Origin of the sequence: Alteromonas sp. S167 (genome assembly GCF_036864375.1) — a bacterium.
Classification (GTDB): Bacteria; Pseudomonadota; Gammaproteobacteria; order Enterobacterales; family Alteromonadaceae; genus Alteromonas.
This window is the reverse complement of the sequence record NZ_JAZETR010000002.1, coordinates 54,097-68,749: the sequence shown is the minus strand read 5'-3', so window position 1 is coordinate 68,749 and position 14,653 is coordinate 54,097. Positions and strand designations below refer to the sequence as shown.

The window sequence follows — 14,653 nt, the reverse complement described above, 5'->3', positions numbered from 1 at the left end:
TATGAGAAAGTTATCTAGCTATTTTGCTTCAACAATACTCTTCAGTTGCATTGGGTTCTCAGCATTTGGTGACGACTTAGACATTTATTTAGGCAATGCCAATAGTGCAGTTACCTACAATCCAAACGTACTGTTTATTATGGATTCATCAGGCAGTATGGGAGGCTACGACGGTACCGACCAGACGCGCATGCTGCGTGTTCAAAATGCATTGAAAGCGGCGCTAGGTTCTGCGACAAACATCAACGCTGGTCTTATGCGTTTTTCTGATTATGGTGGCCCCATTCTCTACCCTATTCGTAATATAGATGAAACAGTACGTCCTGAAATTGTTATCTCAACTAACGATGATGATCACGACGCTCATGAAATAGATGGTACGGTAACTACTGACGCAAATGATCTCATTCTTAGTCAAGGTACTGAAACCGTTACGTCGGGCCTACGTTTTACCGATTTAAATATACCGCAAGGTGCAACCATTGTTAGTGCCAGCCTGCGTTTTACCTCGGAGCGTTTTAATATTGCAGGTACATCTTTAGTTATCTCTGCAGAAGATAACGCCGATTCCTCAGTATTTTCGAATACGAATAGTAATTTAACATCACGAACGAAAACCACGACCACTGTAGAGTGGACAACCGACAACGATTTTCCTGCTTCAGGTGAAGTGGTTACTACACCCGATATTAGCGCTGTCATACAAGAAGTTGTGGATTTATCAGCATGGTGCGGTGGGAAAGACCTTAACATATTAATTGAAGGCAGCAGCGATGATAGCGCAAGTGGTCGCGAGGCGAGAGCCAGTGACGTAGGCCAAAGTGGTGCGCCACAACTCGTTGTTTCTTATGATGATTCAACGGCGACTGGTTGTGTGCAAGGTGAGGGTATTTATCAAGTATCAAACTCGCGAGATAACTCTGAAGAAGATAGAAATGGCTATCCCAATACCGGCAGCGAGCTGACTTTCCATCCTTCTTACAACAGTTATATTGGTTTACGCTTCAGAAATGTGAATATTCCTCAAGGCTCTGTTATCTCAGAGGCATATTTAGAGTTTACCGCCTATAACACAACTACCTATGGAACACCTAGTATGCGTATTCGCGGTGTGGCCGACGATGATGCAAATGACTTCCACCCGGACCGTCGCTACCGGATACGCAACTTACCGAAAACATCCGGTTTAACCTGGTCAATGCCAGATTTCTATCGTAACAATAGCTATCGTACCCCCGATATTAGCAGTATCGTGAAGCAAATCACCGACCGGTCGGGGTGGCAATCGGGCAACGATATGGCTTTTGTGCTAGATGATTTTGTATCGTACCGAGGTGCTTACACGTATGGTGGGTCACCTTCAAAAGCCGCTAAGCTGATAGTGAAGTTTAACGGCTCGGCCACCCCTGGCGCCTCTGCTACCGTGCGAGAGCATTTAATCAGTAAAGTTGATGAGCTAAGTGCAAACGGTTTAACACCAATTGTTGATACATTACTTGAAGCCAGTAACTACTATGGTGGTCGAAGTGTTGATTACGGGCTAAAGCGCGGCGAAAGCGATGTAAGTAGCTCAGTGCGCCGAAGCACGCGTGTTAGTCATCGCAGTTCTTATTTGGGCGCTGACTCTATTCTGCCTTCAGGTTGTAGCGAAGATAATTTATCAGACAGCGACTGTGTGAATGAGCAGATCCCGACACCAGCAACTTATATTTCTCCGGTTTCCGACTTACAGTGTCAAACCAATAACCATATTGTGCTGTTATCTGACGGTGTGGCTAACAACAATCACAGTGTAAGTAAAATTCAGGCGTTGCTAGGAAAAACCTGTACGGGCAGTGGCGGTGAAAAGTGCGGACTCGATTTGGTGAGAAATATCAGCGAATCTGAAACCTCGGTGATAGGCCCACGCGTTATTACTCACACTATCGGTTTTGCAGCAAATAGCAGTGCAAACAACTTTCTAAATCAGCTTGCACTACAAAGCGGTGGTGGATTTTATCAAGCAGATAACAGTACCAACTTGCTAGAGGCATTTAATACTATTTTACGCTCTGTAAAAGACATTAATGCAACGTTTGTATCTCCCGGTGTTGCTGTAAACCAGCTTAACCGCTTAACACACCGTGACGAGCTTTACTTCGCATTATTTAAACCCAGCGAAGGCGCTATTTGGCCAGGGAACTTAAAACGTTACAGGTTAAGCGGAGACAAAATTCTTGATAAGAATAGCTCGAACGCTGTAGACAGCGTTACGGGATTCTTCTCAGAGAACTCACACAGTTATTGGTCTACGTTAGCCGATGGCAGTGAAGTGAGTGACGGCGGCGCTGCAAGTCAGCTAGGCGCCAACCGGAATATTTATGTATTCGATGGCGATGGCTCAATTATAAGAAGCTCGAACGCGCTTCATGAAAACAACACAACCATTACCGCCACTGACTTAGCTATTCAAAGTGAGCCTGAGCCTGAAGCATTGCGTGATGCACTGCTTAAATGGGCTCGCGGCGTAGATGTAAAAGACAGCGATGGCGACGGCAGTACATCAGATTTTCGCGCGCAGATGGGCGACCCAATTCACTCTCAACCAATCATTGTGAACTATGGTGAAAACGACTCAGCAATTTTGGTGGCTACCAACCATGGAATGATACATTCATTCGACACCACTACAGGTGAGGAAAACTTTGCCATTATGCCCAAAGAGCTGCTTGCGAATTTGCACCACTTTTATAAAGATGCATCTTCTTTCGAACACCGATATGGCATAGACGGCGACCTTATCTTACGTCACGTAGGCGACAGTAAGTACCTATATGTAGGAATGCGCCGCGGTGGTCAAAACTACTACGTGTTTGATGTTACGAACAAAACCTCACCATCACTTAAGTTCAAGATTGAAGGTGGTGTAGGCGGTTTAGCAAAATTGGGTCAAACATGGTCACGCCCCACAATCACCAAAGTGAGAATGGGAGATACGGTAAAAAATGTAATGATAGTAGGCGGTGGCTATGATGATGCACAAGACGACCGCTTAGTAAGATCAAGCGACTCAATAGGTAATGCGGTATTCATGTTCGATGCCGATACCGGAGCTTTACTATGGCACGCAAGTAATGCTGATTCGAACCTTAATCTTTCAAATATGAATTATAGTATTCCTGGCAGGATCTCTGTTATCGACCGTGATAATGACGGTTTCGCCGATCATATGTATGTGGCAGATACTGGTGGTCAGCTGTTTAGGCTAGATATATACAATGGTGAAAGTGGCACTGACTTTATCAAAGGGCAAAGGATTGCAGATTTTGGTGGTGACACAGCCGAAACTAATCGCCGCTTCTATTACGGTCCTGATGTTACTGAAATCGCACTCGGTGATGAGCTTTATTATGGCGTGGCGTTAGGTAGTGGTTGGAGAGCATCGCCTTTAGACACTGTAGTAGAAGATAACTTCTATATGTTGAAAGACGAAGGAGTTTTCAAGCGAGACGTCAATGGCGAGTACACATTCATGAGTACAGTGTTTGAATCAGACATGTATAACGCTACAAGCCACGCCTTAACCAGTAGTAACGAGGAAGAGCGTAATTTGGCGGCAAGCACCTTTGCCAACAAATCAGGTTGGTACTTAAACTTGACCACCAACGGTGAGAAAGTGTTGTCCTCACCGCTTATTCTCGATTACAAGGTGTTCTTCACAACCTATGTTCCTGCAGTAAGCAGTACCAGTGCCTGCGCACCTCCTACAGGAAACAGCCGTGCGTATCTTGTCAGTATGTTTAACGGTAATGCAGTAAGCGACCTCAATATCAATGGTGCACTGGACAGTGGTGACAGATCAGCTGAACTCAAACAAACCGGCATTGCACCTGAAACAAAAATACTTATAGAAGACATCGTTAGTCCGGTGGTGTGTTTGGGTACAGAGTGTGTATCTGCGGTTATTGAAGTTGATGAAGACGGTAACGACAAAGCCTGTGTATCGGCGTTTGAATGCCTTGCTGAAAACATTTATGGCAGGTTTGAGCGAATTCAACGGGGAAGCTGGCATTCCGAAACAGAGAGAGAATGATGGAAATGAAATATAGAATGCAGAAAGGCTTCTCACTTATTGAGCTGATGATTGTGGTTACCATTATCGGTATTGTCGCGGCGATAGCTTACCCATCTTATCAAGGTGTTGTGGCAGATGGTTACCGCGGTACAGGGCAGGCTGACTTGCTTGCTTTTGCATCAGCAATGGAGAGGCATCACAGCGGCTCTTTTAGTTATGAAGGTGCTGGCAGCGGTGGCAGTAATACAGGTGCTCCAGCAATTTTCACTACTTATTCACCCTCTTCAGAGCCACAAACGAACAAGCGTTACGACTTAACTATTGTTGCCGCCACGGCAACAAGCTACCAGCTAAAAGCCACTCCGGTAAGTGGTTCAGGGCAAAGCAGTGACGGCGCCTTGTTTTATTTCAGTGATGGCCGAAAAGCATGGGATCAAAACAATAACGGCAGTATTGAATCTAGCGAATATTGTTGGTCTTGTTAGCAAAGGTACTAGTACCCTCTAGCGTTAGCGCCCCTAGCTTTGTAACGTCATTCCATTGTTGGTCGTAAGGTGCAGTGATAACTTCGCGCTCTTTTGGCATTCGTGAAGCTAAATAGCGCTGCTGGTGTTCTTGTATAGCCACTAGCAGTGTTGATGATTTATTAAATGCTGAAAATAGAAACGCACTGCTACTTATAAAAATAAATGTGGCCATTAACACCTCCACAAGCACCGTACCACGACATTTTTGACTCTTAGGTAACTTACCGTACTTTTTAGTATTCATAAGCCGTTCCCGGTATCGGTATTATTTTGAAAAGGGCTGCGTGTTGCTGTAATTGCTGCAACACGTCAAACGAAAAAGCAGTGGTTCCCTGAATATCGGTTGTAATAGAGCGGGTTGAAATAGCGAGCCCTGTAAGTTTGGCTGACGGATGAAGCACTACTTTGTTGGTGTTTGAAGTACTAGGGATGATAATTAGCAAACCGTAAAATGTAGTATTCTCTTCAAAGGTAATATTGCCATTTTTAACCACTAGCAGAATGGGGTTTTTAGCACTACTGTGCTTTACACTTTTGGCGGTGAGCAAACAGTTTCCTTCAATCCAAACCACCACTTTTGTTTGCAAGTCATTGCAATTATTTGTACTGAGCGGCGAGGGTAAATAACCGTGGCTAAAGTTTTCCAATGTTCTATTGAACATTTTCTCAGTGATTGAACTGTCTACATCAAAATTCTTCGTGTTGTTAGGTAGTGCTAGAATACTCGGGTATTTAACAAAGCTTTCTTTATATTGCAACGCGCCCTCTAACGACGACGTAGCTACAGAAAACTGTTCAACTAAAAGCTCATGTGCTCCTTTGTAGCTGAATGAATTAACGACGAACTTATGTGAATGTTGTGCGGGTAGTAACTTTCCTAGCGGTTTTACTGCGATGCTTTTCGCTAATTCACGGGTTGCTTGTCGTGCAGATAATGATTCATTTGAAGTCTGTTGTGTTAATTTGTCTAACCTACTGAATGTAATAATGCTGTGAGCGCTTGAAAATACAAGGTATGACAGCGAAAGTAGAAGTATAAGTACGAGCGAGAGCATCATGAAACCGCTACTTTCGCTTTTTAAGGGGCTTACTTTCAAGTGAGCAAGCGCTGTGTGCAGTTCGCAATCCTCAGGCTTGCACATTTACTAAACCAATCGTAAATGTTTTCGTTTGTGCGATATCAGTGTACGTTGCATCCTGCGCATCTATCGTTACCTCAAGTAACGTGCCCCACGAGGAAGCCTGCGTAATAGTGAAGCGTAACCTAGTTATCAACGTCGAGCGGGTATCTGTTATGTCGTGCCAACCAGTTACCTCACATGCTTTACCTTTTACTCTATATTCAATTGCCTTCGATCGTAGTCTGTAGCCAAATTGTTCAGATGCAGAAGCCTCAATTACACCGCTTTCGTTTTTATCATACGCAAACAGCACGCAGCTGTTTGTGGCTTCGGAGCCAAATTGACTGATTGTTAACGTAGGTTTAGGAGGCAATGTTACGGATGAAAAAGCAACGGGTTGCACGTGGTCATAAGCGGCAAAGTCAGTACTTTTTATATTTTCAGTCAATACAGACTGTAAAGCCCGCAATTCATCTTCTAGTTTAATGCGGTGCTCAAACTTCATCACTGCTTGTGCCAACTGTGAGCTATAGGTGCTTGCCTGAAGCGAGACAATCAGCATTATTGCAGTTGCTACAAGTAGCTCGGTTAACGTTGCCCCTCTTGTTATGTGCACTTAGCAACCCCACTTAAAAACGGAGATGAACAGCTTCGCGCCCTCCCTAAACTACTAATTATTATGCGGCCCTCTCGTTGTTTGCTCTTTAGCACTATTGTTGTGCTGCTAGAAAAATTTAATGTGCCGTGTTTGTTAAAAGTAATCACTTTGTTGTCACCCGATGATGTGGTGATATCTATATGTTTATCACGAAGTAACACCGGTCTTATTTCATTGTCTGATGTACATTGTTTTGAGGCTGAAGTGGGCGAATTTGGTAGCGAAGATACAGAGCAATAACAGCTGGCATTGGTGCTGATAGCGATACACTCTTCACTTTTGCCATTAACTACAAGGTGTTTTTCTGCCCCAGTTACAAGGGCCTGTAATCGAGTTGCTTTTACTAGCTCGCTTACGGCCTGTAATGTGCTTCTAAATTTGTTGTCAGCTTGCCAATGGTTAATAGAAGGGATAGCGAACGTACTAAGTAGCACTATTATGGAAACCACTATCATTACTTCAAGTAATGAATAGCCTGTAGACCTACGCATAGTATTCATATTAAAAACTAGACCCAAGCTCGGTTACTCCGTCTCGACTTCATTGATACTTTTAAAATACTTCTAACGAGACGGGATGTAAGCTGTACCATGGATAGGTTTGAAACAAAATATGCAGGGAATATAAACGGTTTCTCGTTATTGGAAATGCTAATAGCCGTTAGCATAGTGACTATTCTCACCCTTTCGGTCTACAAAGCTACGGAACGTGCAGCGCACGCATCAAACAGACTAAAAGCGAAAAGCTACTTACTAGCGCTTCAGGCTATACAAGCAAGAAACTGGCTAGAAAATGGCATTTATAAACCGTTAAAACAATTGGATGTGAAGCCACCGGAAGGCTTAAAAATAACTGACAACACTGATAAGACGAAGCAAAGTATTTCGTACAACTTCAGCGTAACTCTACAGTTATTCCCGAATTCTTCAGATTGCCGAACGCTTGCGATAACGCAGGATGAAGTTTTGCCCAGACATTGTTGGTAGTAATCAATATAAAGTCGACTGTTGGAACATCAGGATATTTAGCAAGGACAACATGTTGAAAGTAAGCGTTTGATTCAGTAATTGGCTCAAGGTTAAGCGTTACACAGTTTTCTTATTTTCATGTAATTTCAAAACTTCTTTAATCTTGCGAGCCCTCTTTAGATACTCTGTAAATGCTAAAACTTATCAAATTCTCCTTAAGTTCGCTCTTACAACCCCCTCTATCTGCATACAATCTTCAAAACTAAGTTTTAGGAAAGAATAGGGGGTGTTTGCTAGCCGACTGATAAATAAAAGAATTTGTGTCGATGTTTTTTACAATTTTCTAAGAAGGGATTGTAAGTATCTGATTTTACGCTGCTTAATTTATGGGATGTTTTTTGCAGTCCGCGTGTACTGGAGTGAAGTTACACGGATAATAACAATGAAAAAATGTATATTTTTTATAGCCTTACTTTTTGCATCAACTGCGGTTAACGCATTAATCATCACATTAGAAATATCAAATACCAGCATTCACAAATTGGAAAACGGTACATTTCAGAGCGTCTCATATCCTTTACCCGATACTTATTTAATTGAATATGAAATTGCCGAAGAAGTTCTGTTTAATTCTCAATATCGATCTGGCATTTATTTTTCAGAACAAGTTGGAGAGTCTCGAGTTTACGACTCTTATTTCCAATTGTTATCGAAAACAGCTGCGCCAAGTTCAGCTTTGTTTAATGCTTTTGTCAGTGATAATTATAGTTACAAATCCGATGCTGATTTTGTTTTTGACAACAATTACACAGATATCCGATTGAGTTATTCGGCGAATGAGTTATACCCACAATTTGAAAATGATGCTGACAAGCAGGAATTTAATAACACTGTTGATAGCAGGATAAGCGCCAGTACCAACGAAGAACAGGGTTGGGGTGACGATATTAATGGAAGACAAATAGGTCAGACGTATGAATGGTGGACAAGCTTTGATTTAGACGCCTTATTTAGCGAATTACCTGCAACGCAATTTGGTACTTATGATGATTTTTTGGCAGCAATTGAACGAACAATGTTAAATGGCGTTTCTTTTGGCTATTTTGAGCAACTCCACGTCTTTGATTTTGAGCGCGCGAGCGGTAACACTAGCATGTTTATAGATTACGCTGACGTTACCGAAGAACGTGGAATGTTTCTTGATGCCACTGCGCGAATTGTAGGATTCAGTGGAGCTAATACTATTCAGGTCTCTGAACCATCTACAATTGTATTAATGTGTATTAGCATGCTGGGTGTGATCAGGTTACGTCGTAAAATAAGCTAATTCACATTTGCATTGTTGGTGCTCGCAAAACCATGGTGATTTAAGTAAAAGGTTTGAGCATCAGCGATTGCATCGCATCAGTTGCCCCGTTTCAAAAAGTGATGGAAAGGTTTTAAGAGGCAATGTGGCTTACGAAGCGAAAACTAGCTACACGATAAATCGTTGCCCTGCAGATCTTCCTTTACGCCATTTCCATCACTGTCCACCGCAACTGAAATTCTTCCGTATAGCGAAAGTAAAAGGGCTGAAGCGTAATTAGCGTCATTTGTTTTTGGACATATCTTAATAGTGGCTGCGCGGCTAACGCCGCCTTGTTCGTCAAATATTAAGCTACCAGACAAGCCATAAACGGTATTTGAACTATTAAGTGGGTCGCTTGTAACAATCAGATCTTCAGTGTTATCGCGAGCGCCGTTTCCGTTGCTATCAATAAACACCATTTTTGCCAGCTTCCAATCATTGCTGCACGCACTGTAATCTTCTGTTGGGCACATCAGTACATCAGTTTGCTCGTCAACTGCAGTAAAGCGAGCACGCTGAGCTACAGCGCTTAAACTATTTAAGTCAGCTGTAATTTTATTTTTTATCAACAAGCTTTGTATATTAGGAGCTACGGATGTTACCACTATGGCAAGCACGGCTACTGCTACTAGCATCTCTAATAGTGTTAAGCCGTGTTGAAGTTTTACGCTGCCTGATTTGACAAAAGTAGTATCACGAGCCCTGCAACCCTCATTAAGGCTGGCGATCAGAGGTTTACCTACGCCCTCACGTCGATGGATATCGTATACTTGGTGTCTGTGCTGCATGGTGCTCAATAACTAATAATAGAAAGAATTTGGTTGTTAAAAGAAGAGTTAGTACGGTAATCATCGATGGGTTTTTATAACCACCTATACTCTGATGTTGCCCATAAAAGTCGCGCTTAAATCGACAACCTTTCTGCTTTGTAATTCACAATGTGGCTTTTGATACAAAACTCTCCCTCTATTTAGGGTAAACTATTTTTACCAATTAAAGGTATATTTTGAAAAGAGGGGGCATAAAGCTATATACACAACCCCCCCATTTTAAGCAGCGTGCTTGCTGTACTAGTGCGTTTAGCATTGCACCGAATAATAATAAGCAAAAATAAGCATTTAATTGCCTTAACATGAATGACAATAGTGTCGTAAACTCTTGTCAGGACGCCTCAACATTACGTGGATATTATGATGCAAAAACAAGCAGTTATTGAAGAAATGAGAGTACTGCCTGAGATTGACGTGGAAAATGAAGTTACACGTCGAGTTTCCTTTATCAAAAATCAGCTAAAAACCTCTGGCCTTAATGCCTTAGTACTGGGTATTAGCGGTGGTATAGACTCGTGCACACTTGGGCGATTAGCGCAGCTTGCTGTTAACGAGTTAAATGACGAAGGCGGCAAAAAATATCAGTTTATCGCAGTAAGACTTCCTTACAGCACTCAGGCTGATGAAGAAGACGCACAAAAGTCTATTGATTTCATTCAACCAACCCATGCAGTAACGGTAAATGTTCAGCCAGGCGCAGATGCTATTCATGAAGCTACTACGCAAGCATTATCAGAATCTAGCTTATTGCCAGAAAGTGACGCAAAGCAGGATTTTGTGAAGGGAAATGTAAAAGCGCGTACACGTATGGTAATTCAATACGAAATTGCAGGTATGGTAGATGGCCTTGTATTAGGCACAGACCACTCGGCTGAAAATATTACAGGCTTTTACACCAAATACGGTGATGGTGCTTGTGACCTAGCACCTTTATTCGGTTTAAGTAAACGCCAAGTGCGTGCCATTGCTGCACATCTAGGTGCGCCTCAAAATGTAATTACTAAAGCGCCAACGGCCGACTTAGAAAGCCTTTCACCTCAAAAGGAAGACGAGCAAGCGTTGGGTATGACGTACGACCAAATTGACGATTTCTTGGAAGGTAAGCCTGTTTCTGCGGAAGTGGAAGAGAAATTGCTCTATATTTATGAACGTACACAACACAAACGTGTGCCAATTCCAACTATTTACGACGAGTTGTAGTCATGAAAAAAATTGAAGCTATCATTAAACCATTTAAGATGGATGATGTGAGGGAAGCACTAGCCGAGGTAGGTATAGCAGGGATGACCGTTTCAGAAGTGAAGGGCTTCGGTCGTCAAAAAGGGCATACTGAACTTTATCGTGGTGCGGAGTATCAGGTTGATTTTTTGCCGAAAATTAAAATTGAGCTGGTACTAGACGACGAACGCGTTGAACAAGCGGTCGAAGCAATTCAGTCTTCTGCAAAAACGGGGAAGATTGGTGATGGCAAAATTTTCGTTTATAACGTTGAAACTGCGGTACGTATTCGTACTGGCGAGCAAAACGAAGAAGCTATTTAAACCTTGTTAGCATTGTTTCACTATTGAAAATAAAAAAGGGAGCGCTGTGCTCCCTTTTTCGTTGATTTTCATATCAAAGCTAAAAGCGATTACGTGCGTGATTAGTGTTCACCTGATGAACATTCGCCTGTTTCGGCGTCACAACAGCCGCTTTCTTGGTGAACGTGGCCGTGCTCAAGTTCTTCTGCTGTAGCTTCGCGCACGTCTACAACGTTGACGTCGAAGGTCAATGGAATTCCTGCAAGCGGGTGGTTTCCATCTACCACGACATCTTCATCGGTAGTTTCAATAATAATAACCGATTGCTCACCTTGCGGCGTAGTAGCTCTAAAAGACATACCTACTTCAACGTCCATACCTTCAAACATAGAGCGTGGTACGGTTTGAACTAGTTCATCAAGTCGCTCTCCGTATGCTTTTTCTGGTGCAACAGAAACGTTAAAGCTGTCGTCTTTTGCTTTACCTATTAAAGCGTCTTCTAGCCCTTCAATAAGGAAACGGCGTCCAAGCAACACTACTAGAGGTGATTTGCCCTCAGATGAGTCAAGTGTTGTACCGTCTTCTGTCGATACGGTGTAGTGTAGCGTTACAACGCTGTCAGCGGTAATGGTCATAGCATTTCCTGTGTTGGCCCTTTTTGTCAAAAGGCATTAAAAATTCACGCAGCAACAAACAGTGTTTAGCGGCGTTTTTTTACAATATTGCTGGCTTTTTGCTCAATACTGTACGGTAGGGCGTTAGGGTAACAGGTAACGTCAGTTTGATCAGCCAATCTGTGTAAATCTTCTGGCGTTGTATCATTGGTTAATACCGCAATGAAATGCGTTTCTTTACCTAACGTTGCCACGCTTATAATTTTTCCGGCAACACGCCAGTTGTCACCCAACTGCTTTTCTAAGCTGTCACCCTCTTTAACATCCACGCGCATAGGTAATGTAAAGCTATAGGCGGCACGTTTGTTTTTCCCAAGAAAGCGGGTTCTAGCTACCACTTCTTGTCCCATGTAACAGCCTTTATCGAAATCGATCCCGTCAAGAGCCTGCACGTTTATCATTTGCGGTACATACTCGGCAACTGCCGACTCTGCAAGGGCAGGATGAACACTTTCAATTTGCAGAGCATCAAAAATGGATGCTTCAAGTTGTGGTACGTTGCGTTGGTTTAAGTTTGCTTGTACTTGTTGAGCCATTTCTTCGGTAAGCACAAGTACAACACCACTGTGTTTAAAGCCTGTTTGAAAGGCAAGAAGCGAATCGCTTGCAAAGCTTGCCAATGAAGTGCCTTGCTCACTTGCTGCCGCAAGCCTTTCAATATCTTCTTGCGCCACAACGCTAGATGGAAAGTGAGAAAGGGCATCACCTACTGTACTACTTGGTACGAACCAAAGCGTATACGCGTTTGACTCGTCAATAATGTCGGCTTTTGAAAATACACCGTACTTATTCAATTGAGCGAGAGAGTGTGCACCACTTGCCTTATTGGTAATCATCGCTATTTTGCTGTTGAAACGTGCAACATACCCTACAGACCACGTTTTTCCCTTGTTGTCGCAGTGCGCATAGTGCCGGGCAAAGTCTGCTGTAAGCTTATTAACGTTAACGGTAATTTGTCCTTGCAAATAACTATCAGCTTGCTCGCCCTCAAGGGTTATCAGCATGTGATTGTCTAAACGAACAGCAAATTTTTCGGGTAACGCTTCTAGCGTTTCAATTGAAGACATGTAAAGCACTCTTACTTTTAAACTATGCTTTCAAAGTATGGCAAAACAAGAATTAATCAAGGGATGTTAGTGTAGATATTAATTTATTATTAGTTTCATTATCAGACCAAAAGAGCAGTGATCCCGTACACCTGAGCGTGGTACTATTGAACGTAAATAAAAATAGGTAAAAGACATGAAGTTTGAACCAAAAAGACTTGCCCGATTAAAGTGGGCGTGCCGACGCGGCATGCTTGAGCTTGACGTTTTGCTGCTACCATTCGTTGAAGAAGCCTTCGACGATTTGAGCTATGAAGACCAAGAGACATTCGAACGTTTGCTTACCAGTGACGATCCAGACTTGTTCGCATGGATTATGGGTCACCAAAAGTGTGAAGACCCTGAATTAGCAGCCATGGTTTCTACCATAGTGAACCGTGTCAAAGTATAGAATAAATATATCGTATACACCCCACAGAACATTGCTACGTAGCGTGCTTTTATGTTGCTGCGTAGCGATGGCTTTATTAGGTGCACCCGATACCGTTTGGACATGGGTGAACCGCGAAACCACAATAGTTGCTCTTGTATTAGTTATGCTTGTTGCTATCGTAATGGATGCAATTTGTTACAAACAAACACCGACTGACATCACGTATTTGCTGTCTAGTGATGGTAAAATTTGCACAAGTAAAAACAGTTCACAAGAGTCACAGGCTCAACAAAACGGTTCAGTCCAAAACGCTTTACAGCAGCTCCATCACACATCAATGGTGCTCCCATGGGGGCTTTGTCTTGAAGTGGCTAGTGTAAAACGTTATTGGTTTCAGAAAAATCATACCCATTTGGGTTGGGTATTAAGAAATGAGTGTTCTGAGCGAGATTACCGTCGCCTTTGCCGCGCCGTAGTCTTGGCCAGAAAAGAAATGCCTTCAAGGAAAAATTAGATGTTTCGTGAATATATGCAGGCGCTTTTTAAGCGCGTTGATACACGGAAGTTAATGCAATTCAAGCCGCCTTCGCTACCCCAAAGAATTTATACGAAGAGCATTAGCGTCGATAATGCCCATTACGGCACGTACTGCAACGAGGTGGAATGGCCCGTAAGTGATCGAATGCATCCTTTGTATTTGCAAATGTTATCTTTGCCACTGCAGATGCAGTGCCTACTAGATAAGCAAAGCCCGTTTCCACTTTTGGGGCTTATTCATTCCGGCAATAGTGTGTCTGTGCTACTAAGTTGTGACCTTAGTGAGCCGTTCGAATGTCGCGTAAGGTTTCACGACGTAAATCCGCATAGTCGCGGGTGGGAAGTAGAGGTGTTACTAGAGGCGTATCAAGCTGGGCAGCTAGTTTATAAAGCCATAAGTAGCTACCTCGTGAAAGTTAAAGCGGTTCATGTGGCACCAAGAACCACACACTCTGAAGTGGTTGAGTCTTGTAACAGCGAAGAAAAGGTGACGATTGGAGATGCCTTATTACCTGCAGAGACCGGAAGGCGCTATGCAGCGCTGTCTGGTGACTTTAATCCTATTCACCTTTCTACGCTTTCGGCAAAGCTATTTGGATTTAAAAAGCCAATAGCCCACGGCATGTTTACACTAGCTCGCGCAATCTCTGCCTACACCGCCAATCAAGAAAACCCCAACGCCCTTGAAATAAATCGCGTAGATTGCCGTTTTAAAAAGCCTGTGTTTCTTCCCAACACTATAGTGTTTCAGCAGCATTGTGAAACAGATTCTAGTGTGAAAATTGACGTAACAAATGCGAGGAAAACCTCAACACATATCGAAATTTCGATGACGTTTTAAATAGAAAAGGTGAGTTAAAAACTCACCTTTTTTGTAATTTGGGGGAAGCGGTTACGTTTAGAATATTGCACGTTTCGCTATATGCTGTCGATTTAC

The 14,653-nt window shown here is 42.8% G+C and carries 16 protein-coding genes; 9 read left to right on the top strand and 7 right to left on the bottom strand.

Translation table 11 applies throughout. From position 1 onward, the window contains the following. Position 1: 1 nt before the first annotated feature. Entirely contained in the window at positions 2–4,072 is a 4,071-nt protein-coding gene (locus tag V7R35_RS03540; protein ID WP_334013333.1) for a PilC/PilY family type IV pilus protein, read from the top strand. 5 nt (positions 4,073–4,077) lie between these two features. Further along, positions 4,078–4,539 carry a type IV pilin protein gene (locus V7R35_RS03535; RefSeq protein WP_334013332.1) on the top strand — a complete coding sequence of 154 codons (462 nt, stop codon included), beginning with the start codon at positions 4,078–4,080 and terminating at the stop codon, positions 4,537–4,539. Here the strand turns inward: V7R35_RS03535 and V7R35_RS03530 are convergent. The 4 genes from V7R35_RS03530 to V7R35_RS03515 all read right to left on the bottom strand — a co-directional run bounded on the left by V7R35_RS03530 (position 4,514) and on the right by V7R35_RS03515 (position 6,851). Further along, positions 4,514–4,825: a hypothetical protein gene (locus tag V7R35_RS03530; RefSeq protein WP_334013331.1), complete on the bottom strand. Its 312-nt coding sequence runs from the start codon at positions 4,823–4,825 to the stop codon at positions 4,514–4,516. The genes V7R35_RS03535 and V7R35_RS03530 overlap by 26 nt on opposite strands. Then, positions 4,815–5,639 carry a hypothetical protein gene (locus V7R35_RS03525; protein WP_334013330.1) on the bottom strand — a complete coding sequence of 275 codons (825 nt, stop codon included), beginning with the start codon at positions 5,637–5,639 and terminating at the stop codon, positions 4,815–4,817. Before V7R35_RS03525 ends, V7R35_RS03530 begins: the two co-directional genes overlap by 11 nt. A 70-nt stretch (positions 5,640–5,709) precedes the next feature. After that, the gene (locus V7R35_RS03520; protein ID WP_334013329.1) at positions 5,710–6,318 is read right to left on the bottom strand and encodes a hypothetical protein; all 609 of its coding nucleotides are present in this window, start codon (positions 6,316–6,318) and stop codon (positions 5,710–5,712) included. Beyond that, the gene (locus V7R35_RS03515) at positions 6,309–6,851 is read right to left on the bottom strand and encodes a prepilin-type N-terminal cleavage/methylation domain-containing protein (protein WP_334013328.1); all 543 of its coding nucleotides are present in this window, start codon (positions 6,849–6,851) and stop codon (positions 6,309–6,311) included. Before V7R35_RS03515 ends, V7R35_RS03520 begins: the two co-directional genes overlap by 10 nt. 99 nt (positions 6,852–6,950) lie before the next feature. Here V7R35_RS03515 and V7R35_RS03510 point away from each other — a divergent pair, with 99 nt between their 5' ends. Beyond that, complete coding sequence (locus V7R35_RS03510) at positions 6,951–7,346, top strand: prepilin-type N-terminal cleavage/methylation domain-containing protein (RefSeq protein ID WP_334013327.1); 396 nt, start codon at positions 6,951–6,953, stop codon at positions 7,344–7,346. A gap of 424 nt (positions 7,347–7,770) precedes the next feature. Then, positions 7,771–8,655, top strand: a complete 885-nt coding sequence (locus V7R35_RS03505) for a PEP-CTERM sorting domain-containing protein (protein WP_334013326.1) — start codon at positions 7,771–7,773, stop codon at positions 8,653–8,655. Positions 8,656–8,798: 143 nt separating this feature from the next. Here the strand turns inward: V7R35_RS03505 and V7R35_RS03500 are convergent, their stop codons facing one another. Beyond that, a complete protein-coding gene (locus V7R35_RS03500; RefSeq protein ID WP_334013325.1) occupies positions 8,799–9,464 on the bottom strand; it encodes a GspH/FimT family pseudopilin in 666 nt (221 codons plus the stop codon). 405 nt (positions 9,465–9,869) lie between these two features. On the opposite strand from V7R35_RS03500, the gene nadE reads away from it, so the two are divergent. Further along, entirely contained in the window at positions 9,870–10,706 is an 837-nt protein-coding gene (gene nadE / locus V7R35_RS03495) for an ammonia-dependent NAD(+) synthetase (RefSeq protein WP_334013801.1), read from the top strand. A 2-nt stretch (positions 10,707–10,708) separates the two neighbouring features. Then, positions 10,709–11,047 carry a P-II family nitrogen regulator gene (locus V7R35_RS03490; protein ID WP_334013324.1) on the top strand — a complete coding sequence of 113 codons (339 nt, stop codon included), beginning with the start codon at positions 10,709–10,711 and terminating at the stop codon, positions 11,045–11,047. A 101-nt stretch (positions 11,048–11,148) separates the two neighbouring features. Here the strand turns inward: V7R35_RS03490 and V7R35_RS03485 are convergent, their stop codons facing one another. Both V7R35_RS03485 and ygfZ read right to left on the bottom strand, forming a co-directional pair. Beyond that, positions 11,149–11,661 carry an FKBP-type peptidyl-prolyl cis-trans isomerase gene (locus V7R35_RS03485; protein ID WP_334013323.1) on the bottom strand — a complete coding sequence of 171 codons (513 nt, stop codon included), beginning with the start codon at positions 11,659–11,661 and terminating at the stop codon, positions 11,149–11,151. A 65-nt stretch (positions 11,662–11,726) separates the two neighbouring features. Next, positions 11,727–12,767: a CAF17-like 4Fe-4S cluster assembly/insertion protein YgfZ gene (ygfZ, locus tag V7R35_RS03480; protein ID WP_334013322.1), complete on the bottom strand. Its 1,041-nt coding sequence runs from the start codon at positions 12,765–12,767 to the stop codon at positions 11,727–11,729. 175 nt (positions 12,768–12,942) lie between these two features. Between ygfZ and V7R35_RS03475 the strand changes: the two genes are divergently transcribed. Genes V7R35_RS03475 through V7R35_RS03465 form a run of 3 tightly spaced genes read left to right on the top strand, consistent with a single transcriptional unit; the run spans position 12,943 to position 14,557 of the window. Next, positions 12,943–13,197 (top strand): FAD assembly factor SdhE, encoded by a 255-nt coding sequence (locus V7R35_RS03475; protein WP_334013321.1) that lies wholly within the window; start codon positions 12,943–12,945, stop codon positions 13,195–13,197. Then, positions 13,184–13,693, top strand: a complete 510-nt coding sequence (locus V7R35_RS03470; protein WP_334013320.1) for a protein YgfX — start codon at positions 13,184–13,186, stop codon at positions 13,691–13,693. Before V7R35_RS03475 ends, V7R35_RS03470 begins: the two co-directional genes overlap by 14 nt. After that, positions 13,694–14,557: a MaoC family dehydratase gene (locus V7R35_RS03465; RefSeq protein ID WP_334013319.1), complete on the top strand. Its 864-nt coding sequence runs from the start codon at positions 13,694–13,696 to the stop codon at positions 14,555–14,557. Positions 14,558–14,653 lie beyond the last annotated feature (96 nt).